Genomic DNA, 26,449 nt, shown 5'->3' with positions numbered 1-26,449 from the left:
TGCCCGGCGCGCCGGAGAAGTCCGCGACGGGGCGCGGCCGGGGCGTGGTACCGCTGGGCGTGGTCGTCGGCGTGTGCCGGACGACACATGCCGGAACCGCCCCTCAGGAGATCGTCGATGGCCGATGTGGTCTTCGTTGCCGTGACCGTCGCGTTCTTCGGTGTGATGGTCCTGGTGGTGAAGGGGGCCGAGCGCCGGTGAGCGCGGAGAACACGGTCGGGCTGATCGTCTCGGTCGGCCTGCTGCTCTACCTCGTGCTCGCCCTGCTCTTTCCGGACCGGTTCTGATGAGCGACGCCGCTGCGGGGCTGATGGCGATCGGTGTGCTGGTGGCCGCGCTGGCGGCGGCGCATGTGCCGCTGGGTGAGTACATGGCGCGGGTGTACACGAGCCGGCGGCACCTGGCCGTCGAACGGTTGCTGTACCGGGTCGTGCGGGTGGCCCCGGACAGCGAACAGCGGTGGACCGCGTACGCGCTGTCGCTGCTGGGGTTCTCCGCCGTCTCGGTGCTCTTCCTCTACGCCTTTCTGCGGGTGCAGGGCGTGCTCCCGCTGTCGCTGGGTTTCGGCGGGGTCCCGCCCGCCGGGGCGTTCAACACCGCCGTGTCGTTCGTGACGAACACGAACTGGCAGTGGTACGTCGGCGAAGCCACGCTGGGGCATCTGGTGCAGATGGCCGGGCTGGCGGTGCAGAACTTCCTGTCGGCGGCGGTCGGCCTGGCGGTGGCGGTGGCGCTCGTACGCGGGCTGACCCGGGCGCGAACCGACCAGCTCGGCAACTTCTGGGTCGACCTGGTGCGCGGCACGGTGCGCATCCTGCTGCCGTTGGCCTTCGTGGCGGCGATCGTGCTGGTAGCGGGCGGTGTGGTGCAGAACTTCGCCGGCCCCGAGGACGTGCGTACGCCGGGCGGAGGGACACAGGCGCTCGTCGGGGGCCCGGTCGCCTCACAAGAGTCGGTCAAGGAGCTGGGCACGAACGGGGGCGGGTTCTTCAACGCCAACTCGGCCCACCCCTTCGAGAACCCGAACCCCTTCACCAACCTCTTCGAGATCTTCCTCCTGCTGCTCATCCCGAGCGCGCTGCCCCGTACCTTCGGGCGGATGGCCGGCAGCACCCGCCAGGGGTGGGCGATCCTGGCCGCGATGGCGGTCCTGTGGGCGGGCGGCCTGGCGGCGGTGACCGCCGTCGAGGCCGCGCATCCGGGCACCGTGCCCCAGGCCGTGGGCGCCTCCCTGGAGGGCAAGGAACAGCGCTTCGGCGTCTGGAACTCGGCGCTGTTCGCCAACGCGACGACCATGACCTCCACCGGGGCGGTGGACTCGGCCCACGACAGCTACACCGCTCTGGGCGGCGGGGTGCTGGTGCTGAACATGCTGCTGGGGGAGGTGTCGCCCGGCGGAGCGGGATCGGGTCTGTACGGAATACTGATCATGGCCGTGCTCGCCGTCTTCCTGGCGGGGCTCATGGTGGGGCGCACGCCCGAGTACCTGGGCAAGAAGATCCGCGGGCGCGAGATCACCTACGTCGCGCTGTACGTGCTGGCGATGCCGCTCGCCGTCCTGCTGGGCACCGGACTCGCCCTCGGCTTCTCCGAGCCGCGCGAGAGCATCCTCAACCCCGGACCGCACGGGCTGTCCGAGGTGCTGTACGCCTTCGCTTCGTCCGGGAACAACAACGGCAGCGCCTTCGCCGGGCTGAGCTCCGGTACCGACTTCTACAACGCGGCGCTGGGGCTGGCGATGCTCGTCGGCCGGTTTCTGCCGATCGTCTTCGCGCTCGCGCTTGCCGGCTCCCTGGCGCGGCAGCGCCCGGTCCCCGTCGACGAGGGCACCCTGCCGACCCACCGGCCGCTCTTCGTCGTCCTGCTGGTCGGCGTCGTGACCATCGTGGCCGGCCTGTCCTTCTTCCCGGCGCTCGCGCTGGGCCCGCTCGTGGAGGGGCTGGCGTGACCCCGGCGACGCCCCCGCCCGGGGAGGTGCGCCGGGTCTCGGCCGGGCTCTTCAACCCGAGGCAGTTGCTGATCTCCCTGCCGGACGCGTTCCGGAAGCTGGACGTACGCCACATGGTGCGGGCCCCGGTGATGTTCGTGGTGTGGGTGGGCTCCATCCTCGCCACGGTCTTCGCCATCCGGCACGCCGGTTTCTTCTCGGTGGCCACCGCGGTGTGGCTGTGGGCGACGGTGGTCTTCGCCAACCTCGCCGAGGCGGTCGCCGAGGGCCGGGGGCGGGCGCAGGCGGCCACGCTGCGGAAGGCCAAGCAGGAGACGGTCGCACGACGACTCGGCGCAGACGGCACCGAGGAAGAGGTGCCGGGGACACAGTTGCGCGTGGGTGACCTGGTCGTCGTCGAGGCCGGCCAGATCGTGCCCGGTGACGGCGAGGTGAGCGAGGGCATCGCCAGCGTCGACGAGTCGGCGATCACCGGGGAGTCGGCGCCCGTCATCCGCGAGTCCGGCGGCGATCGTTCCGCGGTCACCGGAGGCACCAAGGTGCTCTCCGACCGGATCGTGGTCCGTATCGCCGTCAAACCCGGCGAGAGTTTCATCGACCGGATGATCGCCCTGGTGGAGGGAGCGGTCCGGCAGAAGACGCCGAACGAGATCGCCCTCAACATCCTCCTGGCCTCGCTGACGATCGTCTTCCTGCTGGCCGTGACCACGCTGCAGCCGCTCGCGGCCTACTCGGGGCGCCAGCAGCCGATCGTCGTCCTCGTCGCCCTGCTGGTGTGCCTGATCCCCACCACCATCGGCGCGCTGCTGTCCGCCATCGGCATCGCGGGCATGGACCGGCTCATCCAGCGCAACGTGGTGGCCATGTCCGGCCGCGCCATCGAAGCCGCCGGAGACGTGAACACCCTGCTGCTCGACAAGACCGGCACCATCACCCTCGGCAACCGGGAGGCCGCCGCCTTCGTGCCCGTCGAGGGCATCTCGCGGACGGACCTGGCCGACGCGGCCCAGTTGGCCAGTCTCGCCGACGAGACCCCGGAGGGCCGGTCCGTCGTGGTGCTGGCCAAGGAGCGCTACGGCCTGCGGGCCCGCGAGGAGGGCGCCCTCCAGGACGCCCGCTTCGTGCCGTTCTCCGCCCAGACCCGCATGTCCGGCGTGGACCTGGACGGCCGCCGCGTACGCAAGGGCGCGGCAGCCGCGGTGATGAGGTGGGTACGCGAGAACGGCGGCCATCCCGCGGCGGATGCCGGCGCAGTCGTGGACGCGATCAGCGCCGAAGGCGGCACCCCGCTCGTCGTCGCCGAACATGCGCCCGGCGAACGGGCGCGGGTGCTGGGCATCATCCACCTGAAGGACATCGTCAAGGCGGGGCTTCGCGACCGGTTCGAGGAACTGCGCGCGCTCGGCATCCGCACGGTGATGATCACCGGGGACAACCCGGCCACCGCCAGGGCCATCGCGCGCGAGGCCGGCGTGGACGACTTCCTCGCCGAGGCCACGCCCGAGGACAAGCTGGCCCTCATCAGGTCCGAACAGGCCGGCGGCCGGCTTGTCGCGATGACCGGCGACGGCACGAACGACGCCCCGGCGCTGGCCCAGGCGGACGTGGGCGTCGCCATGAACGCCGGCACCACGGCCGCCAAGGAGGCCGGGAACATGGTCGACCTGGACTCCAACCCCACGAAGCTCATCGAGATCGTGGAGATCGGCAAGCAGTTGCTCATCACCCGCGGGGCGCTGACGACCTTCTCGATCGCCAACGACGTCGCGAAGTACTTCGCGATCATCCCCGCGATGTTCGCGGCCGCCTTCCCGCAGCTCGACGACATCAACGTCATGCGGCTGGCCACCCCCGAATCCGCGATCCTCTCCGCGGTCGTCTTCAACGCACTGATCATCGTCGCGCTGATCCCGCTCGCGCTGCGCGGCGTCCGCTACAAGCCGACGAGCGCCGGGGCCATGCTGCGACGCAACCTCGGCCTGTACGGACTCGGCGGCATCGTCACGCCGTTCATCGGCATCAAGCTCATCGACCTCGTCGTCTCACAGCTCCCGGGCCTGTGAAGGGGGCTCACGAGTGATCACCAGCTTCCTCCGGCAGGCCGTGGCAGGACTGCGCGTCCTGCTGGCCCTGTCCGTGGTCGTCGGCGCGCTCTACCCGCTGGCCGTCTGGGCCGTCGCGCATCTCGCCTTCCCCGGGCAGGCCAACGGCTCGAAGGTCACCGCTCACGGCCGTACGGTCGGCTCCTCGCTGCTCGGGCAGGACTTCACCGGCCGGCGATGGTTCCACTCCCGGCCCTCGGCGGCCGGCTCAGGAGGCGGCTACGACGCACTGGCCTCCGGGGCCTCCCACCTCGGTCCGCGGAACAGGGAACTCCTGACCCAGGTCCGGCAACGCCGGGCGGCAGCCGCCACCCGGAACGGGACAACCCCCTCGCGCGTACCGGCCGACGCCCTCACTGCCTCCGGCAGCGGCCTCGACCCGCACATCTCCCCGGCGTACGCCCGCCAGCAGGCGACCGGGGTGGCCACCGCACGGGGCCTGACCGACCGGCAGGTCCGTGAGCTTGTGGACGACCACGTGGACGGAAGAGTCCTCGGCTTCCTCGGCGAGTCACGCGTCAACGTCCTGGAACTCAACCTCGCCCTGGAGCGACTCGCCCGGAAGGAGTGACGACGACCGTGCCGCACGGAATCCTGCGCGTGTACCTCGGGGCGGCTCCGGGCGTGGGCAAGACGTACGACATGCTCGCCGAAGGCCAACGCCGGGCCGACCGGGGCACGGACGTGGTCATCGGGTTCGTCGAGGACTACGGACGGGCCCTCACGCGGAAGATGGCCGAGGGGCTGGAGACCGTGCCCCGCAGGACCATGACATACCGCGGCGCCACCTTCACGGAAATGGACCCCGACGCCGTCCTGGCCCGACGCCCCGAAGTCGCCCTCGTCGACGAACTCGCCCACACCAACGTCCCCGGATCCCGTCACGAGAAGCGGTGGCAGGACATCGAAGACCTCCTCGACGCGGGCATCGACGTCATCTCGACCGTCAACATCCAGCACCTCGAATCGCTCAACGACGTCGTCGAGCAGATCACCGGCATCCGCCAGCGCGAGACCGTTCCCGACGACGTCGTCCGCCGCGCCGACCAGATCGAGGTCGTCGACATGTCCGCCGAGGCGCTCCGGCGCCGCATGGTCCACGGCAACATCTACCCGCCCGAGAAGGTCGAAGCCGCCCTCGCCCACTACTTCCGCGCCGGCAACCTCACCGCCCTCCGGGAGATCGCCCTGCTCTGGGCAGCCGACCGCGTCGAAGAAGCCCTGCAGCGCTACCGCCAGGACCACGACATCCACAAGCCCTGGCACACCCGCGAACGCCTCCTGGTCGCCCTCTCCGGCGGGCCCGAAGGCGACACCCTCATCCGCCGGGCCAAACGCATCGCCGCACGCAGCGCAGGCGGCGAGTTCCTGGCCGTCCACATCCAGCCGAGCGACGGGCTCACCAGCGCCTCCCCGCACCTACTGGCTCACCAACGCAAGCTGGCGGAAGACCTCGGCGGCACCTTCCACACCGTCACCAGCGACGACCCCGCCCAGGCCATCCTCGCCTTCGCCCGCAAGGTCAACGCCACGCAGATCGTCGTCGGCGCCACACGGCGCAGCCGCCTCAAACGACTTGTCAGCCGGGGCTTGGGTGAACTCCTTATCGAGGGTTCGGGCGACGACATCGACGTCTACGTCGTCACCCACGCCGAAGCCGCCCACGGCCGCTGGCTACGCCGCCGCACCCGTACCCCGCAGAACGGCACCGACGCATCGTGACCCTCCGCCCTGGGCGGCCCGAGTCTCCGCCGCGCGGCGATTGCGTGCCGCTACGTTCCTGCGACCGCTCCAGCCGCAGCAGTTCGCCTTGCGGTGGTTTTCCTCTCACGGACAACGTGCGCGACGTGCCGACCCCGCCGGGGCCCGGGTCGCGGGTGAGATAGTTCGCAGCGGTCGCAAAGTTCTCGCAGTCGAGGAGGACGACCTGACGGGCAGCCGCACTTTTCCGCACGATGTCGGCAACCGTTCGCAGCGGGGCGAGGCTCTCCGATCCCGGAGCCGCGCGGGTGAGGGCGAACTCTCTGTGGCGCGAACCGGAGCCGATGGAGAGGAACAGCAGAACGTCCGACGCCTCCTCGGCGGCGCGGCGGACAGCGCCGAACACCTCGGCGGGATGCTGCCACGAGGTGACCGTCGTGACGCTCCCGGGGTGGAACGCCGTTCCGCTGTCAGGGGAGACCATGCGCTATGCGGCTGCCCTGCGTTGCGTCGTCCTCTCCGGGACGCGGGTGCGGAAGGACGTGCGCTGGGTCGGGGCGGGGCCGCCCCGTCGGCGGCTGCGTCCTCCTCCTGTGTCCTTGCGCTTGACGGGGCTCGCGGCGGCCGCGGCGAGGGAGACGGGGACGCCGGAGGGGGTGCGGGCGCCGGTGATGCGGGCGAGTTCTTCGCTGCCGGGCTGGATGCGGGTCGTGTGTGCGGTGATGCCGGCGGTCGTGGTCAGGCGGGTCATCTCGCGGCGCTGGTCGGGCAGGACGAGGGTCACGACCCGGCCCGACCCGCCGGCGCGGGCGGTGCGCCCACTGCGGTGGAGGTAGTCCTTGTGGTCGGCCGGGGGGTCGACGTTGACGACCAGTTCGAGGTCGTCGATGTGGATGCCGCGGGCGGCGACGTTGGTGGCGACCAGCGCGGTGACGTCTCCGCGCTTGAACTGTTCGAGCGTGCGGGTGCGCTGGGACTGGGACTTGCCGCCGTGCAGCGCAGCGGCCTTCACCCCGTTGGCCAGCAGGTGCCGGGTCAGCCGGTCGGCGCCGCGCTTGGTGTGCAGGAACAGCAGCACACGGCCGTCGCGGGCGGCGATGTGGGTCGCAGCCGTCCGCTTGTCGCCGTCCGCGACGTGCAGTACGTGGTGCTCCATCGTCGTCACGGTGGCGGCCGACGGGTCGACCGAGTGGACGACCGGGTCGGTGAGGAAGCCCCGTACCAGCCGGTCGACGTTGCGGTCCAGCGTTGCCGAGAACAGCATCCGCTGGCCGTCTGCCCGCACCTGCCGCAGCAGGGCGGTGACCTGGGGCAGGAAGCCCATGTCGGCCATCTGGTCGGCTTCGTCCAGCACGGTGATGCGTACCTCGTCGAGGTGGCAGTCGCGGCGGTCGATCAGATCCCGCAGCCGCCCCGGGGTGGCCACGACCACGTCGGCGCCGTCGCGCAGCGCGGCGGCCTGCCGTGTCAGGGACGTGCCGCCGACCACCGTGGCGAGCCGCAGCTGCGCTGCCCGGGCGTAGGGGGTGAGGGCCTCGGTGACCTGCTGGGCCAGTTCGCGGGTGGGCACCAGGATGAGCGCGAGCGGGTGCCGGGGGGCCGCGCGTCGGCCGGCGGTACGGGCCAGCAGGGCCAGGCCGAAGGCCAGGGTCTTGCCCGAGCCGGTACGGCCGCGACCGAGCACGTCCCGGCCGGCCAGGGAGTCGGGAAGGGTGGCCGCCTGGATGGGGAACGGCACGCTCACCCCCTGCTGATGCAGCGTCGTCAGCAGCACGCGCGGCATGTCCAGGTCGGCGAACGACGCGGCCGGGGGCAGCGCCGGGGTGGTATTCGCCGGCACCGCGAACTCACCCTGCGCGGCGGCGGGTTTCCGGCCGGCCGGCCGGCGCGGAGACTGACCGCGCGAACGGCGACGGGCCGGGTTGTCGGGGGTACGACGTGTCCTGCGGTTCATGGGAACCTCCTTGTCACGGCGCGTGTCAAGGAGATCCCGGCGGAGACGGGCCGCACGGAAGCCGCAGGAACGGGCCGGGGAATGGGCGAACGGCGGCGCGGTGCGCAGAGCGCTCCGGCCGCGGGGCACGGGCCCGCGCGATACCGCCGCGCCGGCCCGTGCTCGTGACTTGCGCCACGTCCTCGGATCAGGGTTCAGATGATGGTGATGTTCTCCGCCTGCAGGCCCTTCTGCCCCTGGGTGGCGTCGAACTCCACCCGCTGACCCTCGGTCAGCTCGCGGAAGCCCTGAGCGTTGATGTTGGAGTGGTGAGCGAAGACGTCGGCGCCGCCGTCGTCCTGGGCGATGAAGCCGAAGCCCTTTTCACTGTTGAACCACTTCACGGTGCCGGTGGCCATCTTGTTTTCTCCTTTGGTGGCTGTACCGGAGATCCGCACGGTGCGCGATCCCGCGTCGCCGCGATGATTACCAGGTCCGGAAAGCACCGAAAAACAGAAATGCGCCTGAAGGTCAAAGCCAGCAGGCGCACACAAAGTACATGGGAACCACAACTGCAACTGTCGTCAAGCCTAGCACGGGCGACCCACGACCATGGTTCCGCAGGCCACAGGGGTGGGCCGCGACCCGCTTCGTCCGGTGATGCCGGCCCTTCGGCGTCGGTGCGGAAAAATCGTCCCATGGGTCGCAAGGGCCTCCGGCCCCTTCCACGGTGGACATGCATGCGCGATCTCCTCGATCGGCTGCGCACAATCGAATCCCGACAACGGGTGCTTTGCACCGGGTACGCGACGGCCATCCGCACGCCGCCGTCGCCCTCTACTACCTGAGCCGCTACCTGCTCAGCCACCGCCTGCTCCCGCTCCTCGACGCGGCGCCCGCCCCCGTCGTCGTCGTCAACGGCGTACACGGAGGACCTCCTCCGGTCGCTCCACTGACAAGCCGGGCCCGACCACCGCCCCGGCCACCGCCCCGCGCACGGCGCCGCGGTCCGGGGCCCCTCCCCGGGGGCCGGTGGTAGGACGGGGGCGGCCGGACGAGGAGCGCGGGAGAGGGAGTCGGGTGTGATGGCCGAGAACATCGACGAGGTCGTGGACGGGCTGGCCGGGATCGTGCGGGACGCCCGGCGGGACGGGGACCGGGCCGGGTACTTCGCGGCGTTGTACCGGCAGGTGACCGTCGAGGTCCGCAGGGCCATCCACGAGGGGCGGTTCGACGACGGGGCCCGGATGGACCGGTTCGACACGCTCTTCGGCAACCGCTACTTCGAGGCGTACGACGCCTGGCGCCGCGACCGCGGCGGCCCGCGCTGCTGGCGCGAGACGTTCGGGGCGCTCGACGACGACCGCACGATCATCGTCCAGCACCTGATCCTCGGGGTGAACGCGCACATCAACCTCGACCTCGCCGTCGCCGCCGCGCGGACCTCCCCGGGCGAGGACATCCGGTCGCTCCGCCACGACTTCCTCCTGATCAACGACATCCTCGCGCGGGTGGTCCTGGCCGTGGAGGACTCGGTCGGCGCCCTGTCGCCGCTGCTGTCGCTGCTGGACCGGATCGGCGCCCGGACGGACGAGCAGATCCTCGACTTCAGCGTCCGCCAGTCCCGCGAGGAGGCCTGGCACAACGCCGTCCTCCTCGCCGCCCAGAACGACGAGCAGCGTGCGGCCACGATCGACCGCCTCGACATCCGCGCCGCCGTACTCGCCCGCCTGGTCGCCCGCCCGGGCGGCCTCGCCCAGCCCGCACTGCAACTGATCCGCAGCACGGAGAGCGACGACATACCGGCGACCATCACCCACCTGGACAAGGCCATGGACCCACCCGCGTCGGCGCCGGCACCGACGAAGGGCTGAACGCGGGACCTGCCCGGGGGTCAGGGTTTACGGGCCAGCGCACCGAACTGCGGGACCTCCGGGGGGTCTTCGGCCTCGTTCGGGGCCGGGCGCCAGCGGGTGCAGGAGACCAGGCCCGGGGGCAGGGGTTCCAGGTCGTCGAGGAAGCGGGCGACCTCCGCCCGGCTGCGGGCGGTGATCGGCGGGGTGGCGGTCTCGTTCCAGAAGCGCATCGCCGCTACGTTGCCCTCGCCGCCCAGCTCCGCCGTGGGGTGCGTGAGGGCGAGGTAGCTGCCGGGCGGTACGGCGTCCATCAGCCGGCGGACGACCCGGCGCGCGTCGTCGCCGTCGAGGACGAAGTTGAGGATGCCCAGCATCATGACGGCCACCGGCTCCTCGAAGTCCAGGGTGCGCTTGGCGCCGAGCAGGATCGCCTCCGGGTCGTGGGCGTCGGCGGCGACGTACGCGGTGGTGCCCTCCCGGGTGCTGGTGAGCAGGGCGCGGGCGTGGGTGAGGACGAGGGGGTCGTTGTCGACGTAGACGATCCGGGACGCCGGCTCCATCTGCTGGGCGACCTCGTGGGTGTTCTCCGCGGTCGGCAGCCCGGTGCCGATGTCGAGGAACTGCCGTATCCCCGCCTCGCCCGCGAGGTACCGCACCGCGCGTCCCAGGAACTCCCGGTCGGCGCGCGCCACCTCGCGTATCACCGGGAACAGGCCCGCCACGTGATCGCCCACCTGCCGGTCCACGGCGTAGTTGTCCCTGCCGCCGAGCCAGTGGTTCCACACCCGTGCGTTGTGCGCCACGGAGGCGTCCACCGGCCAGACCGGTTCCCGACCCGCGCCCATCATCCGCCCTTCGCCGCCCGAACCTGCCGCCGCCATTGTCCGCGGCGCCGGACCCGGCGCCGTACCGGGGCGCTTCAGCGGTCCCCGGCGACGTCGAGGGCGGCGAAGGGGAGGGGACAGTGCGGGTGGGAGGCGCAGGTGGCGAGGTCGTCGCAGCCGGCTTCGACGGCCGCGGTCAGGGTCGTACGGATCGTGGTCAGGTCCGCGATCTTCGCCTCGACCTCCGCGAGCTTCGCCGCCGTCCGGTCCCCGGGCCCGGCGACGGGCCGGCCGTGGCGGTGCCGCCCGGCCGCCAGCAGGTCGGCGACCTCCGCCGGCGTGAACCCGAGCCGCTGGGCTGCTTTGATCACGCGGAGCGCGGTCACCGTGTCCTCGCCGTACAGCCGGTGTCCGCCGTTGCTGCGGGCGGGCGCGGGGAGCAGGCCGCGGCGCTCGTAGTAGCGCAGCGTCTGTACGTGTACGCCGGCCGCCGCCGCGACCTGCCCGCTGCGCAGGATCCCGCTCACCGCTCCGCCAGGGCGTCGATCCGCGCGGCGAGGGCGTCGAGGACCGCTTCGTGCGCGCGGTCGACGGCGATGTCCAGCCACAGCCGGCCTCCCGTACGGTCCCCACCGCGGCCGGTGACGCTGCCGGTGACACCATCGGTGACGCGGCCGGAAGCGAAGGTGAAGAACGCGCAGCAGCCGCTCTCCCGCTCCGCCGGCTCCCGCACCCGCTCCTCCGCCCCCGGCCCGCCCGCCGGCACCAGCCGCAGCCGCAGCGGCTCCGGCCGGGACAGCGAGACCTGCCGCTCCGCGAACAGCGCGTCCCACTCGGCTACCCGCAGGGGCCGCTCGGCGGTGGGCAGCGTGCAGGACCGGGGCACCCACGCAAGGTCACTCATGGCGCTCACTCCCGTCGTCGCGCCCCCGCGGGCGGGGGCACCCCCGACGGTAGACCTGTACCCGGGTACCGGCTGCAAGCCCGCACGACCGATGAGTCCGCGGGCCCGCGCTCCGTCCGCAGAGACACGGAAGCCGATCCGAGGTAGGACCCCCGATGCTCGCCGCCCTGGACGGCCACCTCTGGACGGTCACCACCGAGAGCCGGGGCCGACGCCGCTCACGCTTCGGGCGCCGGGGCGTGCAGGCCGCGGAGTTTGGCGGGGTTGAGCTGGACGTGGAGGTGGCGTACGAGGCCGTCGGTGAGGTCGTACGACATCGAACCGAGCACCGTGCCGGCCTGGTCGATGAGGATGATGCCCGGCGCGGCGTTGATCGTCGCGGGGCGCAGCCGTACCCCCGCGGAGATCGGCTTGCGCAGCGCGCCGAGCGCCCAGCGGGCCACGTGGTCCGCGCCGTGCAGCGGGCGGCGGGCCGCGGTGACCACGCCGCCGCCGTCGGTCCAGGCGGTGACGTCGGGGGCGAGGAGTTCCATGACCGCGTTGAGGTCGCCGCCCGCGGCGGCGGCCAGGAAGCGGGTGGTGACCTCGGTACGGCGATCGGCGTCGGCGTCGAAGCGGGGGCGCCGGGCGTCCACGTGCGCGCGGGCGCGGCGGGCGATCTGGCGGACGGTCGGCTCGGGCCGGTCGAGGAACCCGGCGATCTCGGCGTGCGAGAAGCCGAACGCCTCGCGGAGCACGAACACCGCGCGCTCGACGGGCGAAAGCGTCTCCAGCACGACGAGCATCGCGATCGAGACGGTGTCCGCCAGTTCGGCGTCGTCGGCGACGTCGGGGGTGGTGAGCAGCGGCTCGGGGAGCCAGGGCCCGACGTAGCGCTCGCGGGTGGCGCGGGCGGAGCGGAGCCGGTTGAGCGCGAGGTTGGTGACGGTGCGGACGAGGTACGCGCGCGGGTTGCGGACGGCGGCCCGCTCGGTCCGGTGCCAGGCCAGCCAGGCGTCCTGGAGGACGTCCTCGGTGTCGGCGACGCTGCCGAGGAGGCGGTACGCGGTGCCGAAGAGGAGCCGGCGGTGGTCGGAGAAGGGGTCGCCGGGGGAGAGGCCGTCGGGGCAGGCGTCACCCGGGGCATCCCCTGCCGGAGGTGCCTCCCCCGGCGGGGTCGAGGCCCCCGGCTCCCGCTCCTTGCCGGTCATCGCCCCATGTTCTCCGCCCGCCGCCCCCGCGGCAACGGCATAACGGCCCGCCCGCCGCCACCCGCCGCGCTCCGCGTGGCCCGCCCGCCCCGCGACAGCACCGCGGTCACGTTCATCCGCCTGCTCAGCCGGTACATCACCACCGGGCCGGCGCTGACGAACTCCTTGTACGCCACCGCCCACCGTCCCCGCAGGTACGCCCGCCGCGGCGCGTCGTCCGCGTACGTGAACTGGATCACCGCGTCCCGCCGCCCCAGGCTCACCGGCTGGTGGAAGTACCCGAACCGGAACCGCCGCACCGCCCGCCCCCGCAGCGTCCGTGCGATCGTGTCCGCGACGTGCTGCGCCGTGGGCAGACCGCTCTGGCAGGTGCCGTGCACCTGCCCCCACGCCTGCCGTACGGCCGCCGCGTCCCCGATCGCGTACACCTCCGGGTGCGACACCGACCGCAGCCGGTCGTCCACCACGACCAGCCCGCGCGCGTCCGTCTCGATGCCGGCGCGGGCCGCGAGGTCCGGCACCCGTACGCCCGCGGTCCACAGCGTCAGATCGGACGGCACCTGCGCGCCGCCGGCCAGTTCGACGGCGCCGGGCAGCACCTTCGTGACATCGGCCCCGGCGCGTACCGTCACGCCCAGGCGCGCCAGCGCGCGGTCCAGATGCGCGCGCGCCCGGTCGCCCATCATGGCGCCGGGCACGCCGCGGCTGAGGAGCGTGACCTCAAGACCCGGGTGGCTCTCGGCGAGTTCGGCCGCGGCCTCGACGCCGGTGAGGCCGCCGCCGCTGACGGTGACCCGGCCGCCGGTGGCGGCCAGGGCGGCGAGGCGGGCGCCGAACTCGTGGGCCGCGCGCGGGTCGTCGAGGGTCACGGCGTGGTGGTCGGCGCCCGGGACGCGCGTGGTGTCGGTGCGGCTGCCGAGGGCGTAGACGAGGGTGTCGTACGGCAGGTCGGTGACCCCGTGCCGTGCGTCCGGTCCTGCGCCGGAGCCGCCCGCGGCGGTCCGTTCGACCGTCACCCGCCGCGCCTGCGGGTCGATCGCCACGGCGCGGCCCTGCACGAACTCGACGCCGGTGCCGGCGAGCAGGTCCGCGATGCGGTGGTCGGCGAGCCGGCCGCCCGCGGCGACCTGGTGCATGCGCAGCCGCTCGGTGAACCGCGGCGAGGGGTTCACGAGGGTGATCCGGGCGCCGAGGCGGCGGGTGCGGCGGGCGGTGCGTACGGCGGCGAACATGCCGGTGTAGCCGGCTCCTACGACGACGATGCGGTGGCCGCGGTGCTGGGTGGTCATCTGGGGGCCTCCGGTGGTCCGTTCGGTCCGCGTCCCGCGAGGTGCGGGGGCGACCATGGGACAGACGACCGGGGCGCTACGTGACAGGGACGGGTGTGAGCCGCGTCACGCTTGCCGTACGGGCCGGGGGAGTGCTCTCGTGCGGGGCGTGAGCGGGCGCTCGGCGCCCCGGCGGAGGCGGGGTCACTTCGTGCGCGGGTCGCCGTCCCGCTTGCCGTCGTCGTCGCCCTCGTCGTCCCCGTCGTCCCCGTTCTCGTCGCCCTTGGTGTTGTTCTCGTCGCCGAGCTTCTTCAGGAACTCCGGGTTGTCGTCAGGCGCCACCCACGTCGTACGCCGCCCCCCGCCGGCTCCCCCGCCCCCGCCCGAGCCGCCGCCCGCCGGGCGGCGGCGGTTCCGGCCGGCGAGCAGCCAGCCGATCGAACCGAGCAGCGGGAACAGGACGATGAGGATGAGCCAGGCGATCTTGGGGAGGTGCTTGGCGTCTTCCTTCTTCGTGGTCGCGCAGTCGATCAGCGCGTAGATCACCACGCCGAGAAGGATCATCAACGGCAGGTAGCGGAGCACGCGGCAAACCCCCTGAATGTCGCGGGGCTACGGCCTCGGCCCCCACTCGTCTCCGCGTCAGGTTAACGTCTCAGCGCCGGTCCTCGTCGGGCCCCTGGCGTCCTTCGGGGCCCTCTTCGTCCCGCTCGCGGCCGCGCTCGTCCTCCGGCTCCTGCCGCGGCTCGTCCTTGCGCCGGTCCTCCTCCAGCGAGCGGAGGAAGTCCGGGTTGTCGTCGGGCGCCACCCACCCGCCCCGGCCCGGCCGGCGTCCGCGGCCGCCCGCGCCCTCGCCGGCGATCACCGGGCGGCCCCGCGGCCGGCCGCCGATGAACCACGCCAGCGGGCCGAAGAGCACCGAGCCGAAGAGGACGATGATCGCCACCCAGACCAGCTTGGGCAGGTTTCGTACGTCCTTCTCCGGGGTGTTGAGGCAGTCGATGAACGCATAGATCCACACCGCCAGGACCAGGAGAAACGGCAGATACCTGAGCATGTGCGGCCCTTCGACGTGCGGTGGTGCGGCAGTGCGGCGGTCTCCCGCGCCGGGTTCGGTGCGGCTCCCGTACGGACCCCGCGGTCCGTCCAGGGTAAGCCGTGGCGGAAACGCCCCCGCGACCCCGCCCGCGCCCCGCCCCCGTACCCCCTTCGCGGACCGCGCCCGGCGCCTGGCGGATACTGGGGCGCATGGCTTACGACGATCTCCGCTCGCTGCTGCGGGCCCTGGAGCGCGACGGCGACCTCAAGCGCATCACGGCCGAGGTCGATCCGTACCTCGAAGTCGGCGAGATCACCGACCGCGTGAACAAAGCCGGCGGCCCCGCCCTGCTCTTCGAGAACGTCAAGGGCTCCGCCATGCCGCTGGCGATGAACGTCTACGGCACCGACCGCCGGCTCCTCAAAGCCCTCGGCCTCGGCTCGTACGCGGAGATCGGCGAGCGCATCGGCGGACTGCTCAAGCCCGAACTGCCGCAGGGCTTCACGGGCGTACGCGAGGCGTTCGGCAAGCTCGGCACCATGGCGCACGTACCGCCGCGGAAGGCGAAGGACGGGCCGGTCCAGGAGGTCGTGCTCACCGGCGACGAGGTCGACCTCGACACGATCCCCGCGCTCTTCACCTGGCCCCAGGACGGCGGGTCCTTCTACAACCTGGGCCTCACCCACACCAAGGACCCCGAGACCGGCGTCCGCAACCTCGGCCTCTACCGCCTCCAGCGCCACGACCGCCGCACCATCGGCATGCACTGGCAGATCCACAAGGACAGCCGCAACCACTACCAGGTCGCCGCCCGCCGGGGCGAGAAGCTGCCGGTGGCCATCGCGTTCGGCTGCCCGCCGGCCGTGACGTACGCGGCGACCGCGCCGCTGCCCGGCGACATGGACGAGTACATGCTCGCCGGCTTCATCGGCGGCAAGCGCGTCGAGATGGTCGACTGCAAGACCGTGCCGCTCCAGGTCCCCGCGCACGCCGAGGTGGTGCTCGAAGGCTGGCTGGAGCCCGGCAAGGAGCTGCCCGAGGGCCCGTTCGGCGACCACACCGGCTTCTACACGCCGCAGGAGCCGTTCCCCGCGCTGACCGTCGACGCCGTCACGATGCGCCGCCGCCCGCTGCTGCAGTCCATCGTCGTCGGCCGCCCGCCGACCGAGGACGGGCCGCTGGGCCGGGCCACCGAGCGGTTCTTCCTGCCGCTGCTGAAGGTGATCGTGCCGGACATCGTGGACTACCACCTGCCGGAGGCGGGGGGCTTCCACAACTGCGCGATCGTCTCGATCGAGAAGAAGTATCCGAAGCACGCGCAGAAGGTCATGTCCGCGATCTGGGGCGCGCACATGATGTCGCTGACCAAGCTGATCATCGTGGTGGACGCCGACTGCGACGTGCACGACCTGCACGAGGTCGCCTGGCGGGCGCTGGGCAACACCGACTACACCCGCGATCTGTCCGTCGTCGAGGGCCCGGTCGACCACCTCGACCACGCGTCGTACCAGCAGTTCTGGGGCGGCAAGGCCGGCATCGACGCCACCGCGAAGCTGCCCGAGGAGGGCTACACGCGCGGCTGGCCGGAGATGGTCGTCTCCGATCCGGACACGGCGGCGAAGGTCGACGCCCGGTGGCGGGAGTACGGCCTTTGAAGGCTCCTCCGCCTGAAGGGCGGGGGATTCCAGGCTCAGGCCGCCGCCCGAGCCTGCGGCTCGGGCGGTCCTATGCCCTCAGCACCTGCCGGGTTCCAACCTGCCCGGACGAGCATCACAGCCGCAGAGTTCTTGTCCCTGGGAGAGGAGGTTTTGCAGTGTGTGCAGGTGTAGGTGCGCTCACTCAGCGGCATGCGGTGCTTGGCTCTCGCCCCGCAGTGCGCGCAGTCCATCGTGGTGTGCGCGGGATGTACCAGGCGGACGGTCCGCCCGTGCTTGCGGCCCATCTCGATCAGTGCCTGCTTGGTGGCGGAGATGGCTCCGTCGGCAGCCTTACGGGCCATTGGCGACTTCGCAAGGAACTTCGGCCGGAAGTCCTCCACTGCGATGCGGTCGTGGTCACGGACGACGGTCTTGGCCCACTTGCGGCCGGTGTCCTGCCGTTGCCGGGCGACCTTCTTGTGCAGCTTCGCGACCCGCGACCTGGCCTTGCGGTAGCCACGGCTTTGCGGCTTGCCCTTCGGCCGTTCCCGCCGTCTTATGACCCTCTGGTAGCGAGCCAGCTTCGCAGCATTCGTCTTGCCGTGCTGAGCATGCGGAAGGTCGTGTGCGCTGCTGGTGGTGGTCGCGGTCTCCCGCACGCCCCAGTCCACACCGATCGCCCGGCCGCACTCCGGCAGCGACTCAAGCTGGGCCGGCACAACGAACGAGCAGTACCAATGGCCCAGACAATCCCGATACACCCGCACCGACGAGGGCTCGGCGGGAAGTCCGCGCGACCACACCACGACCAGCGCGATACCGCCTGCCAGGCGCAGGCGCCCGTTCTGGAGACGGAAGCCGCGCTTGGTGTAGTTCAGCGACGGCCGGGCCTGATCCTTCTTCTTCCATCGGGGCATTCCGGCCCGACGGGACATCGGCAGCCGCTCACGGATGTCCTTGCCGGCCTTCGCTCTCGCCTTCCCGAAATCCTGGATGATCTGCTGCTGCGGAACGCTGGCGCCCTCGGCCAGCCACGGCGTGCTCTTCCTGGCTGCCGTCAGCATTTTGTCGAGCTGGGACAGGCCGCAAGTGCGCCTTGCGGCTCCCCCGGGATGGTTCTTGTTCCATTCGTGGATCCCCTTGGACTTCGCCACGCACTCGTTCCACGTCCAACGACATCGGTCCCACTCGGCCAGGAGCAGCCGCTCCGCACCGGCGGACACGCGAAGACGGTAGGTATACCGGGCATACCCGCAATCCCCCGCCTTCGCCGCCGCCGTCATGTATCCCAACCTATCCGGGAGGACTGACAGTTGAGCCTCATCGACCTTTACCGTGCCCCTCACCAGCAGAAAGGGCGGACCCTGGATCGCCCTGGCGGGGGTTCAGCCACCTCTGCCCTGCCCCACCGGAGTCCGATTTCTCCCCGGCCGGAAGACCGGAGCGTTCTCGGAGGAAACCTGTGACGGCCGCGGGGAGCGTCGTCGGGCCTGGCCCCGCCCGGTCCGGCAGCGGGGTGCGGGCGTTCCTGCGGCTGGTGATGATCGAGCACTCGATCTTCGCGCTGCCCTTCGCGTACATCGCCGCGCTGACGGCCATGCTGGTCGACGGCGACGGGGCGATCGAGTGGGGGACGCTGCTGCTCGTCACCGTCGCGATGGTGGCGCTGCGGACGTTCGCGATGGCCGCGAACCGGATCATCGACCGCGAGATCGACGGCCGCAACCCGCGCACCGCCCACCGCGAACTGGTCACCGGCGCGGTCTCCGTGCGCTCGGCGTGGACGGGCGCGCTGATCGCGCTGGCGATCTTCCTGGGCGCCGCGGCGCTGCTGAACCCGCTGTGCCTGGTGCTGGCGCCGGTCGCGGCGGTGCCGATGGTGGTCTATCCGTACGGCAAGCGGTTCACCACGTACCCGCACGCGATCCTCGGCCTCGCCCAGGCGATCGGCCCGATCGGCGCGTGGCTGGCGGTCACGGGGGAGTGGTCGTGGCCGGCGGTGCTGCTGGGGCTCGCGGTGGGCGTGTGGATCGGCGGCTTCGACCTGATCTACGCCTGCCAGGACGTCGACACCGACCGCGCCCAGGGCATCCGCTCGGTCCCGGCCCGCTTCGGCATCGCGGGTGCGCTGTACGGGGCGCGGGCGGCGCACGTGGTGACGATGGCGCTCTTCGTCTGGTACGCCCTGGCGACGGACGCGGGCGCGCTGTTCTGGGCGGGCCTGGCGGTGGTGGCGGGCGTGTTCGCGTACGAGCACAGCATCGTCCGCCCGGACGACCTGAGCCGTCTGAACCGCGCGTTCTTCACGCTCAACGGCGTGATCGGCATCGTCCTCTTCTGCTGCGCGGCGGCAGACCTCTTCGTCCGCGACCTGAGCCTCTGACCCCCGCGCTCACGCCGCCCCGCGGCCGACGTGGAGTACCAGCACGGTGACCCTGCCGTCGTCGATCCGGTAGATCGCCCGGTAGCGGCCGACCCGCAGGCGGCGCTGGTCGGTGCCCCAGGGGGCCGAGTTCTTCGGGCGCTGCTCCGTGGCGAGCGCGTCGATGCCGTCGATGAGCGCCCGCAGCCCGGCGGGGTCGTCGGCGAGGAAGCCGGCGGCCGCGTTCACGGCATCGGTCTCCCAGACGACCTCGTGACTCACGCGTCGAGTCCCAGTCGCCTGCGTACCTCGTCGTGCGGCACGTACGTGTCCTCGCCGCGGGCCTTGCGGGCTTCGTACTGCGCAACGGCGAGGGCGTCTTCCAGGTCCTCGATGTCCGCTATGCCGACGATCATCGCGGCCGGCTCACCGTGGTCGGTGATGATGGTGCGCTCGCGGCCGAGGGCGGCGCGGCGGACGAGCGCGCCGAACTGGCTGCGTGCCTGGGCGATGGGCAGTGTCTCACTCATGCATCAACTGTACAGAAGATGCACTCGGCTCAGGTCGCCTGAAGAGCGGCCCGCCTGCGGTCGCTGAAGTAGAACGCGGCCAGCACGCCGCCCAGGAGGCCGAAGAGGTGGCTCTGCCAGGAGATCGACTGCTCCACGACCTGGTCCGTCGGCAGGGCTCCCCACACCATCGAGCCGTACACCAGGGCGACCACGATGCCGATGAGTACGTCGGCCATCCGCCGGTCGACGAAGCCGCGCACCACCACGTAGCCGAAGAGCCCGAAGACGACGCCCGACGCCCCCGCCGTGTCCGTGCCCGCGGGCGAGATCAGCCACACCCCGAGCCCGCTCACCAGCATGATCGCCGCGACCACGCCCACGAACCGCCCGATCCCCCGCATCGCCGCTATGAAGCCCAGCACCAGCAGCGGCCCTGTGTTCGCCGACAGGTGGTCCCAGCCGAAGTGCATGAACGACGCCGGGATCACGTCCCGCAGCTCGCCGAAGTCGCGCGGCGTGATCGCGTAGGTGTCCAGCTTGTTGTCGCCGGCCTGGTCGACCGCCTCCAGCACCCACAGCAGCGCCACCCACGCGAGCATCACCACCGCGGCGCGCTTCACGTATATTCGCCCGCGCGGCGCCCGCGGCGCCCGTCCGGGCCGCGCGGCGGGGGTGCCGCGCCCGTAAGGTTCGTACATCACTCAAGCCCCCTTCGGACCGGTGTGTCCTTCCTGAGGGAAACGCAGGCGGCCTGCGCCGCGGTTCCCGGCGCCGGATAGGCTCGCCGCGTGGAGCCGCCGCACCAGACGCCGTACGAGGACCCGGACGGGCCGCCGTACGAGGAGCCGTACGCCGGGGAGCCCGGCCGGGGCCGACGCCGGCCCTGGGTCGTCGGCGTCTCCGGCGCCTCCGGCACCCCGTACGCCGCCGCCGTGCTGCGCGCGCTGCTGCACGCCGGGGAGAGCGTCGACCTCGTCGTCAGCCGGGCCGCGCGGCTGACGGTGCTGGACGAGACGGGCGGCCCGTTCCGCGATGCGCACTGGCGCGACGACCTGCGGCGCTGGCTCGCCACCGGCGCCGACGGCCGGCCGGACGCCTTCGAGGCGACGGACCTGTCCGGCGTACGGCACTGGGCGGCCGGCGATCTGGCCGCCGGGCCCTCCTCCGGTTCGTACGCCGCGAAGGGCATGATCGTCGTGCCGGCCTCGACGGCCGCGGTGGCCGGCATCGCGCTCGGGCTCTCCAAGGACCTGCTGCAGCGCGCGGCGAGCGTGACGCTGAAGGAGGGCCGGCCGCTGGTCGTCGTCGTACGGGAGACGCCGCTGCCCGGGCCGACGCTGCGGCAGATGGTCGCCCTGGACGAGGCGGGCGCCGTGGTGCTCCCGGCCGCACCCGCCTTCTACGCCGGGGCCACCGGCATCCAGGACCTCGTGGACTTCGTCGCCGGCCGCGCCCTCGACGCCGCGGGCGTGGCCCACAAGCTCTATCGCAGATGGGAAGGGGAGCTGGGGCGCTCCCGCTGACACGGCCGGCAGCGCTGACACGGCGGGCGCACCGCTGACACAGCCGACAGCCGGCAGCCGACACAGCAGCACGGAAGGCTTGAGATCGCACATGGACGCCGTCGACAGGCAGCTCATCCAGGCCCTGCGGGAGAACGGCCGGGCCTCGTACGCCGAGCTGGGCCGGCTCGTGGGGCTCTCAGGACCCAGCGTCACGGACCGGATCAACCGCCTGGAGGCCGCCGGGGTGATCACCGGCTACCGCGCCACCGTCGACGCCGCCCTGCTGGGCCGCGGCGTCACGGCGCTCGTCGGGATCTCGCTCTCCGAGGCGGTGGACCACGACGACGTCGCGGACCGGCTGCGGGACCTGCCGGAGATCGAGGACTGCTTCTTCATCGCCGGGGCGGACTCGTTCATGCTCAAGGTGCGGGCGCCGGACGTGGACGGGCTGGGGAAGACGGTCCGGCGGATGTCGCGGATCACGGGCGTCTCGCGCACGGCGACGACGGTGGTGCTGTCCACGATGTGGGAGAGCAGGGTGGGGGAGATCGCGGAGGAGTAGGCCGCGTAGGCTCGGATACGCGCAGATGCGCAGGAACGTGACTTACGGGCTGGGAGGCGGCGCGTGGACGCAGGGCTCAGGCGCGAGCTGGCGGAGAAGGCGCGCGCGGACGCGCGGCTGAGCCGGGCGGACGGCGTCGCGCTGTACGGGAGCGGTGACCTGGCGTGGCTGGGCGGGCTCGCCCACGAGGCGCGGACGCGGCGGCACGGGGAGCGCGGGTACTTCGCGGCGGACGCGTCGGCCGAGGCCGAGGCCGCGGCGACGGTGACGTACGGCGAGGGCGTGGAGCAGACCGTCGACGCGCTGCTGGCCCTGCGCGACCGGCAGGACGCCGGCGCGGGCCTGCTGGCCGTCGTGCCGCTGGCGGCGGGGCGGGTCACGGGTGCGGAGGCGCTGAAGACGTTCGCGGTGGCCCGGCTGCTGCTGGACAACGTGCCGCACGTACGGGCCGCGTGGACCGCGTACGGCACGCAGACGGCGCAGCTCGCGCTGCAGCACGGCGCGGACGACTTCGCCCCGGCGCCCGGCGCGGCCGACACCCTGGCCGTCGGCGAACTCGTCGAGCTGATCCAGGACGCGGGCCTGCACCCGGTCGAGCGCGACGCGCACTACGCCGCCGTCCGCGAGCACGCGGGGCCGGACCCGGAGCGGCGTGAGGCGCCGCAGCCGATGCGCTTCTGAGGACGCCATGACCCTGCGCTACGAGCTGGACCCGGCGGTCACCCCTGCCCTGCGCGACGGCATATGCATGCTCTGGGCCGACGTCAGCAACGCGGGCGGCGCCGTGGGCTTCGTCCCCCCGGTGACCCCCGCGGACATCCGCCCGGAGCTGGTCAGGCACCTCGCGGCCATGGCGGAGGGCCGCACCCACCTGATCGCCGCCCTCGACGCGGCGGGCCGCCCGGCGGCCACCGCCTTTCTGACGCTCAACACCCACCGCCTGATGCGGCACTGGTGCTGGCTCTACACCGTCATGGTCCACCCCGACCGCCAGGGCACGGGCGAGGGCCGCCGCCTCATGGCCGCCGCGGCGGACGCGGCGCGCGGCCTGCCGGGGATGCGGGGGATCCGGCTGACGTGCCGGGGCGGGACGGGGGTCGACAGGTTCTACGCCTCCTGCGGCTACAAGGAGGTCGGCCGCGTACCCGACGCGATACGCGTCGCGGACGACGACTACCGCGACGACATCACGATGTGGCTGCCGCTGCATACTTGAGACGAACCACCCGCGCACCCCGCGCGCCGTACCCCGCACCACCCCGCACGCCGGTGCCACCCCGCACGCAGCGTGACCCTGACCGACGACGGAGCAGAGAGCAGAGAGAAGTTGTCAGCCGTGACCCCCAAACCGAACCCCGCCGTCCGCTACACCGCCATGCGCCTCGGCGTCTTCGCCGCGTCGTTCGTGATCCTGGCCGTCCTGGTCCGGGTCGGCGCGCTCCCGGCGGGCCTGGGCGACTCGAACTATCTGTGGGTCATGCTGCTGGCGATCGTCGTCTCCGCACCGCTGAGCTTCATCCTGCTGCGCCGGCAGCGGAATGAGATGTCGGAGCAGATCGTGGGCCGGGTACAGCAGTCGAAGGAGCGGCTGGCGGCGAACCGCAGCCGCGAGGACGAGGCGGACGACGAGGCGCGCGGCACGGCGTAGACCGACGTGAGGGGTGTCACCGTCACCCCCAAAGCCGCACTATGGGAATGTCAAAGCAGGAGTGTTAGTCTTCTCGTCATGACGACGACGGTAGCTGCGCTTCGCATGCCAACGAGCCCTCTGCTCGTGGCGCGCCTGCACGTCGATCTGTGCCGCTGCCTGTCCGCGGCATGTCAGAGCAGCCAGTCCCCCGCGCTCTGACCGGTCACGCACCACATTCCCCAAGTAGCAGACGCGCGCCCGTCGTCCCGTGCCCGGCACCGCCGTGCCCGGAGGCGGCCCGGCGCGCCCAGTCACGGAGACGCCCGTGTCCACATCCACCCCCGCCCCCACCGCGCAGCCGCGCAGCGGCTTCCGGATACCCAAGGTGCCCTTCTGGGCCCAGATCCTCGCCGGCCTCGTCCTCGGCGTGCTCCTCGGCTGGGCCGCCCGTACCGGCGACATCGCCTGGCTCAAGGACACCCTGGACCAGATCGGCACCATCTTCGTCCAACTGCTCAAGCTGGCGGTCGCCCCGCTGGTGTTCTTCGCCATCCTGGTGTCGATCACCAACCTGCGGAACGTCAACAACGCCGCCCGCCTCGCGACCCGTACCCTGCTGTGGTTCTTCGCCACCTCCCTGATCGCGGTCGCCATCGGCCTGACCATCGGCCTGATCACCAACCCCGGCGCCGGCACCGACCTGTCCCCGAAGGACGGCGCGGCCCCCGAGGACAGCGGCTCGTGGATCGACTTCCTCACCGGAATCATCCCGACCGACATCATCACGCCCTTCACCGAACTGAACGTGCTGCAGATCGTCTTCATGGCCGCGGCCCTCGGTGTCGCCGCCCTGAAGCTCGGCGAGAAGGCCCAGCCGATCATCGCGCTGAGCGAAACGATTCTGGAGCTGCTGCAGAAGGCGCTGTGGTGGGTCATCCGCCTCGCCCCCGTCGGCACCGTGGGCCTCATCGGCTTCGCGATCGCCGACTACGGCTGGAACCTGATCAGCAAGTACGCGACCTTCACCGCCGACGTCTACATCGGCTGCGCCCTGGTCCTCTTCGGCGTCTACCCGCTCCTGCTGGCCACGGTCGCCAAGGTCAACCCCCTGCAGTTCTTCCGCGGCGCCTGGCCCGCGATCCAGCTCGCCTTCGTCTCCCGCTCCTCGGTCGGCACCATGCCGGTCACCAAGAAGGTCACCGAACGCCTCGGCGTCCCCCAGGAGTACACCTCCTTCGCGGTCCCCTTCGGCGCGACGACGAAGATGGACGGCTGCGCCGCGATCTACCCGGCCCTGGCGGCCATCTTCATCGCCGAGATCTTCGACGTCAGCCTGGGCCTCCAGGACTACGTCCTGATCGCCTTCGTCTCGGTCATCGGCTCCGCCGCCACCGCGGGCCTCACGGGCGCCACCATCATGACCACCCTGACCCTCTCCACCCTGGGCCTCCCCCTGGAGGGCGTGGGCCTGCTGCTGGCGATCGACCCGATCCTGGACATGGCCCGCACGGCGACGAACGTCGCGGGTCAGGCGGTGATCCCGGTGCTGGTCGCGTCGCAGGAGAAGATCCTGGACCGCGACATGTACGACAACGCCACCAGCTTCGACCTCGACGACCCGGACCCGGTGGACTCCACCCCGTCCAAGACCCCGGTCACAGCCGCGGCCTGACCGCCACCGCTCCCCACGCGACGCCCGCACCCCGCAGTCCCGGGGCTGCGGGCGTCCGCATGCGCACCCTCGTCAGCCTGCGGTTCCTGGGTAGGTCGGTGTCATTCCCGGGTGGGTGGGGGTTGGCCACACACATACGTGCGCCTCCTGATCGCGCGCGACCAGGAGGCTGGTACCGGCATGGCGTCAGATGCTGCTTGGGCGTCGCGGGCAGTCGTCCGCGTCGGCGCGCTTACCCATATGCCAGAGGTGGTACCGGAGAAGAGGCTGCCGAGTGATCAACGGCTACTCGGAAATCCTCGCCCCTCCTGCGGGAGGCCGCATAACCTTGTAGTCGATCAGGAAGTTTTTTCAGGAGATCCGGCTTTCCTTGGAACTGGCGGATCCCGATGCGAACATTGTGACCTTCAAGGATCTTGGCGAGTAGATGGCGGAGAGCCACGCCTGCGGACTCTTCCTCCACTAGAACTTCCAGACGGATGGGGGTCGGATGTGCCTTGGGTTTTTCCCTTTTTCCCTTGCTGGCCACGGCTCACTCCCCGAGATCGGCAACGGGAGTGGTCGGTACGGGGACTTCTTCAAAATAGTGTTCCTGCCACAGCGTGCCCAGCAGTGCTCCCTGCTCAAGCATATCCATCACGAGTGGGATGGAGTTCGGGCGGACAATCCGAGTGTACCCGTGAGCGTCTCGGTACAGAGCGATCACTTCATCGGGCCTACATGAGTTCACGAAATCGTGTGAATGGGTTGTCACCAGCACCTGGGACAGTTCACTGGAATTTCGGCACTGATGGGCAAGTCCGGATAGCACCGTGGGGTACAGATGATTCTCCGGTTCTTCGATCCCGATAAAGGGTGCCGGGTCGGGATCATACAGTAGGGTGAGGTAGGAGAGAAGTTTCAGAGTCCCGTCAGAGGCGTTGCTGGCCAATACGCCCTCGTCGAATGGCGCATCCTTGATGAAGAGGACGAGTCGCCCGTCAGGTGACGTGTCGTAGTCCACGCGCTCAAGTGCGGGAACGGTTTCTTGAAGTGCCTCTATGACTGCTTGCAGGCGTTTCGGGTGATTCTCTTTTAGGTATTGGAGGACGTTGCTCAGGTTGTCGCCGGATCGGGATAGCTGCTCTTGGGGCCCAGCAGTTGGTGACTTTCGTTCTTCTGCGACGGAAAGATATGAGAGATACCACCCAGAGATAAACCGGCGAAGCGCCGCAACGCGCGGATGTGTCCGGAACTGCCCCAATGCGTTGACGGCCAGCTTGTCCGAACCGTCCAACTGCTCGGATGTTTTCTTTCCTGTGGTCTCGTCCACCACGTATCCTGATCCGTGGTGGAAGTCGAGGATATGCTGAGGTCGACCCTGCGCGGGTGCGACGGTCCACCGTAGCCATTCTCGGCTCACCACGGGACGCCCCTTCTCCTCTTCAATCTCCAGGCGGTAGGTGAGGAGCCTTGTTCCGGGCTGTTCCCGATACGAGATTTGGATGGCGATAGGGCCGTCAGCGCCCCGAGAGCGAAGCTGACGTTGCCCCCCCCGTTGGTCCCACGCGTTACGCACCCCGAGGGTGAAGCACGTCTCCAGAAATGCGAATACGTCGAATAGCGTGGATTTTCCGCTTCCGTTGGGGCCCACCAGAACAGTGAATGGTTTCAGTTTTTTGATCTCGACGTTCTGCAGGACACGATAGTTCTCAATCTTGATCGCCTCAATCACAGGTGGTCGCATGGACGCTCCTCGTCGAACTCGCGCAGTGCCGTGACCCTGTGGGGCGCACTCTGTCAAGTGTCCCATCCTAGAGTTCCA

Annotated in this window: 28 protein-coding genes; 14 read left to right on the top strand and 14 right to left on the bottom strand. The window is 71.2% G+C overall.

Annotated elements, in window-relative coordinates; genetic code table 11:
- Positions 1-197 precede the first annotated feature (197 nt).
- From kdpF to ABGA99_RS27900, 5 genes are read left to right on the top strand one after another with little or no spacing between them, the layout of a single operon-like run.
- Positions 198-287, top strand: a complete 90-nt coding sequence (kdpF, locus tag ABGA99_RS27920) for a K(+)-transporting ATPase subunit F (protein WP_347580165.1) — start codon at positions 198-200, stop codon at positions 285-287.
- Complete coding sequence (gene kdpA, locus ABGA99_RS27915; RefSeq protein ID WP_347583676.1) at positions 287-1,948, top strand: potassium-transporting ATPase subunit KdpA; 1,662 nt, start codon at positions 287-289, stop codon at positions 1,946-1,948. Before kdpF ends, kdpA begins: the two co-directional genes overlap by 1 nt.
- Positions 1,945-4,011, top strand: a complete 2,067-nt coding sequence (kdpB, locus tag ABGA99_RS27910; RefSeq protein WP_347583675.1) for a potassium-transporting ATPase subunit KdpB — start codon at positions 1,945-1,947, stop codon at positions 4,009-4,011. The genes kdpA and kdpB overlap by 4 nt, the downstream gene beginning before the upstream one ends.
- 16 nt (positions 4,012-4,027) lie before the next feature.
- Positions 4,028-4,621 carry a potassium-transporting ATPase subunit KdpC gene (kdpC, locus tag ABGA99_RS27905; protein WP_347580219.1) on the top strand — a complete coding sequence of 198 codons (594 nt, stop codon included), beginning with the start codon at positions 4,028-4,030 and terminating at the stop codon, positions 4,619-4,621.
- Positions 4,622-4,629: 8 nt separating this feature from the next.
- Positions 4,630-5,772 (top strand): universal stress protein, encoded by a 1,143-nt coding sequence (locus tag ABGA99_RS27900; RefSeq protein WP_347583674.1) that lies wholly within the window; start codon positions 4,630-4,632, stop codon positions 5,770-5,772.
- A gap of 466 nt (positions 5,773-6,238) precedes the next feature.
- Here the strand turns inward: ABGA99_RS27900 and ABGA99_RS27895 are convergent, their stop codons facing one another.
- Both ABGA99_RS27895 and ABGA99_RS27890 read right to left on the bottom strand, forming a co-directional pair.
- Positions 6,239-7,705: a DEAD/DEAH box helicase gene (locus tag ABGA99_RS27895; protein ID WP_347580161.1), complete on the bottom strand. Its 1,467-nt coding sequence runs from the start codon at positions 7,703-7,705 to the stop codon at positions 6,239-6,241.
- A 194-nt stretch (positions 7,706-7,899) separates the two neighbouring features.
- Complete coding sequence (locus tag ABGA99_RS27890; protein WP_027771175.1) at positions 7,900-8,103, bottom strand: cold-shock protein; 204 nt, start codon at positions 8,101-8,103, stop codon at positions 7,900-7,902.
- Positions 8,104-8,769: 666 nt separating this feature from the next.
- On the opposite strand from ABGA99_RS27890, the gene ABGA99_RS27885 reads away from it, so the two are divergent.
- Positions 8,770-9,558, top strand: a complete 789-nt coding sequence (locus tag ABGA99_RS27885; RefSeq protein ID WP_347583673.1) for a DUF5995 family protein — start codon at positions 8,770-8,772, stop codon at positions 9,556-9,558.
- Positions 9,559-9,578: 20 nt separating this feature from the next.
- On the opposite strand, the gene ABGA99_RS27880 is transcribed toward ABGA99_RS27885, so the two are convergent.
- From ABGA99_RS27880 to ABGA99_RS27850, 7 genes are all read right to left on the bottom strand, one after another.
- Positions 9,579-10,388 (bottom strand): SAM-dependent methyltransferase, encoded by an 810-nt coding sequence (locus ABGA99_RS27880; RefSeq protein WP_347580159.1) that lies wholly within the window; start codon positions 10,386-10,388, stop codon positions 9,579-9,581.
- 71 nt (positions 10,389-10,459) lie between these two features.
- Positions 10,460-10,891: a MerR family transcriptional regulator gene (locus ABGA99_RS27875; protein ID WP_347583672.1), complete on the bottom strand. Its 432-nt coding sequence runs from the start codon at positions 10,889-10,891 to the stop codon at positions 10,460-10,462.
- Positions 10,888-11,268, bottom strand: coding sequence for a hypothetical protein (locus ABGA99_RS27870; RefSeq protein WP_347580157.1), 381 nt, complete (start codon positions 11,266-11,268; stop codon positions 10,888-10,890). Before ABGA99_RS27870 ends, ABGA99_RS27875 begins: the two co-directional genes overlap by 4 nt.
- A gap of 218 nt (positions 11,269-11,486) precedes the next feature.
- Positions 11,487-12,458 carry an RNA polymerase sigma factor SigJ gene (sigJ, locus tag ABGA99_RS27865; RefSeq protein ID WP_347583671.1) on the bottom strand — a complete coding sequence of 324 codons (972 nt, stop codon included), beginning with the start codon at positions 12,456-12,458 and terminating at the stop codon, positions 11,487-11,489.
- The gene (locus tag ABGA99_RS27860; RefSeq protein WP_347583670.1) at positions 12,455-13,747 is read right to left on the bottom strand and encodes an FAD-dependent oxidoreductase; all 1,293 of its coding nucleotides are present in this window, start codon (positions 13,745-13,747) and stop codon (positions 12,455-12,457) included. The genes sigJ and ABGA99_RS27860 overlap by 4 nt, the downstream gene beginning before the upstream one ends.
- Before the next feature lie 183 nt (positions 13,748-13,930).
- Positions 13,931-14,311, bottom strand: coding sequence for a PLD nuclease N-terminal domain-containing protein (locus tag ABGA99_RS27855; protein ID WP_347583669.1), 381 nt, complete (start codon positions 14,309-14,311; stop codon positions 13,931-13,933).
- A gap of 70 nt (positions 14,312-14,381) precedes the next feature.
- The gene (locus tag ABGA99_RS27850; RefSeq protein WP_347580153.1) at positions 14,382-14,783 is read right to left on the bottom strand and encodes a PLD nuclease N-terminal domain-containing protein; all 402 of its coding nucleotides are present in this window, start codon (positions 14,781-14,783) and stop codon (positions 14,382-14,384) included.
- A gap of 191 nt (positions 14,784-14,974) precedes the next feature.
- Here ABGA99_RS27850 and ABGA99_RS27845 point away from each other — a divergent pair, with 191 nt between their 5' ends.
- Entirely contained in the window at positions 14,975-16,420 is a 1,446-nt protein-coding gene (locus tag ABGA99_RS27845) for a menaquinone biosynthesis decarboxylase (protein ID WP_347580152.1), read from the top strand.
- Between the two features lie 35 nt (positions 16,421-16,455).
- Here the strand turns inward: ABGA99_RS27845 and ABGA99_RS27840 are convergent, their stop codons facing one another.
- On the bottom strand, positions 16,456-17,685 hold the full coding sequence (locus ABGA99_RS27840; protein ID WP_347583668.1) for a transposase: 1,230 nt from the start codon (positions 17,683-17,685) through the stop codon (positions 16,456-16,458).
- Between the two features lie 179 nt (positions 17,686-17,864).
- Between ABGA99_RS27840 and mqnP the strand changes: the two genes are divergently transcribed.
- Positions 17,865-18,785 (top strand): menaquinone biosynthesis prenyltransferase MqnP, encoded by a 921-nt coding sequence (gene mqnP, locus ABGA99_RS27835; protein WP_347580150.1) that lies wholly within the window; start codon positions 17,865-17,867, stop codon positions 18,783-18,785.
- A 9-nt stretch (positions 18,786-18,794) separates the two neighbouring features.
- Here the strand turns inward: mqnP and ABGA99_RS27830 are convergent, their stop codons facing one another.
- From ABGA99_RS27830 to ABGA99_RS27820, 3 genes are read right to left on the bottom strand one after another with little or no spacing between them, the layout of a single operon-like run.
- Entirely contained in the window at positions 18,795-19,046 is a 252-nt protein-coding gene (locus tag ABGA99_RS27830; protein WP_347580149.1) for a type II toxin-antitoxin system RelE/ParE family toxin, read from the bottom strand.
- The gene (locus tag ABGA99_RS27825) at positions 19,043-19,294 is read right to left on the bottom strand and encodes a type II toxin-antitoxin system Phd/YefM family antitoxin (RefSeq protein ID WP_125936562.1); all 252 of its coding nucleotides are present in this window, start codon (positions 19,292-19,294) and stop codon (positions 19,043-19,045) included. Before ABGA99_RS27825 ends, ABGA99_RS27830 begins: the two co-directional genes overlap by 4 nt.
- Positions 19,295-19,323: 29 nt before the next feature.
- Positions 19,324-19,896 (bottom strand): rhomboid family intramembrane serine protease, encoded by a 573-nt coding sequence (locus tag ABGA99_RS27820; protein ID WP_347580147.1) that lies wholly within the window; start codon positions 19,894-19,896, stop codon positions 19,324-19,326.
- Between the two features lie 168 nt (positions 19,897-20,064).
- Here ABGA99_RS27820 and ABGA99_RS27815 point away from each other — a divergent pair, with 168 nt between their 5' ends.
- The 6 genes from ABGA99_RS27815 to ABGA99_RS27790 all read left to right on the top strand — a co-directional run bounded on the left by ABGA99_RS27815 (position 20,065) and on the right by ABGA99_RS27790 (position 24,645).
- Positions 20,065-20,799 (top strand): UbiX family flavin prenyltransferase, encoded by a 735-nt coding sequence (locus ABGA99_RS27815; protein WP_347580146.1) that lies wholly within the window; start codon positions 20,065-20,067, stop codon positions 20,797-20,799.
- Positions 20,800-20,890: 91 nt separating this feature from the next.
- On the top strand, positions 20,891-21,343 hold the full coding sequence (locus ABGA99_RS27810) for an Lrp/AsnC family transcriptional regulator (protein ID WP_347580145.1): 453 nt from the start codon (positions 20,891-20,893) through the stop codon (positions 21,341-21,343).
- Between the two features lie 63 nt (positions 21,344-21,406).
- The gene (locus ABGA99_RS27805) at positions 21,407-22,024 is read left to right on the top strand and encodes a hypothetical protein (RefSeq protein ID WP_347583667.1); all 618 of its coding nucleotides are present in this window, start codon (positions 21,407-21,409) and stop codon (positions 22,022-22,024) included.
- 7 nt (positions 22,025-22,031) lie between these two features.
- Positions 22,032-22,559 carry a GNAT family N-acetyltransferase gene (locus tag ABGA99_RS27800; RefSeq protein ID WP_347583666.1) on the top strand — a complete coding sequence of 176 codons (528 nt, stop codon included), beginning with the start codon at positions 22,032-22,034 and terminating at the stop codon, positions 22,557-22,559.
- A gap of 120 nt (positions 22,560-22,679) precedes the next feature.
- Complete coding sequence (locus ABGA99_RS27795) at positions 22,680-22,991, top strand: DUF4229 domain-containing protein (RefSeq protein ID WP_347580142.1); 312 nt, start codon at positions 22,680-22,682, stop codon at positions 22,989-22,991.
- Between the two features lie 307 nt (positions 22,992-23,298).
- Complete coding sequence (locus ABGA99_RS27790) at positions 23,299-24,645, top strand: dicarboxylate/amino acid:cation symporter (protein WP_347580141.1); 1,347 nt, start codon at positions 23,299-23,301, stop codon at positions 24,643-24,645.
- Positions 24,646-25,177: 532 nt separating this feature from the next.
- Here the strand turns inward: ABGA99_RS27790 and ABGA99_RS27785 are convergent.
- Positions 25,178-26,371: an AAA family ATPase gene (locus ABGA99_RS27785; RefSeq protein ID WP_347580140.1), complete on the bottom strand. Its 1,194-nt coding sequence runs from the start codon at positions 26,369-26,371 to the stop codon at positions 25,178-25,180.
- Positions 26,372-26,449 lie beyond the last annotated feature (78 nt).

Source organism: Streptomyces sp. B5E4, assembly GCF_039871555.1.
Lineage (GTDB): Bacteria > Actinomycetota > Actinomycetes > Streptomycetales > Streptomycetaceae > Streptomyces.
The sequence above is the reverse complement of the archived record's forward strand: the minus strand, read 5'-3'. Positions and strand labels throughout refer to the sequence as shown.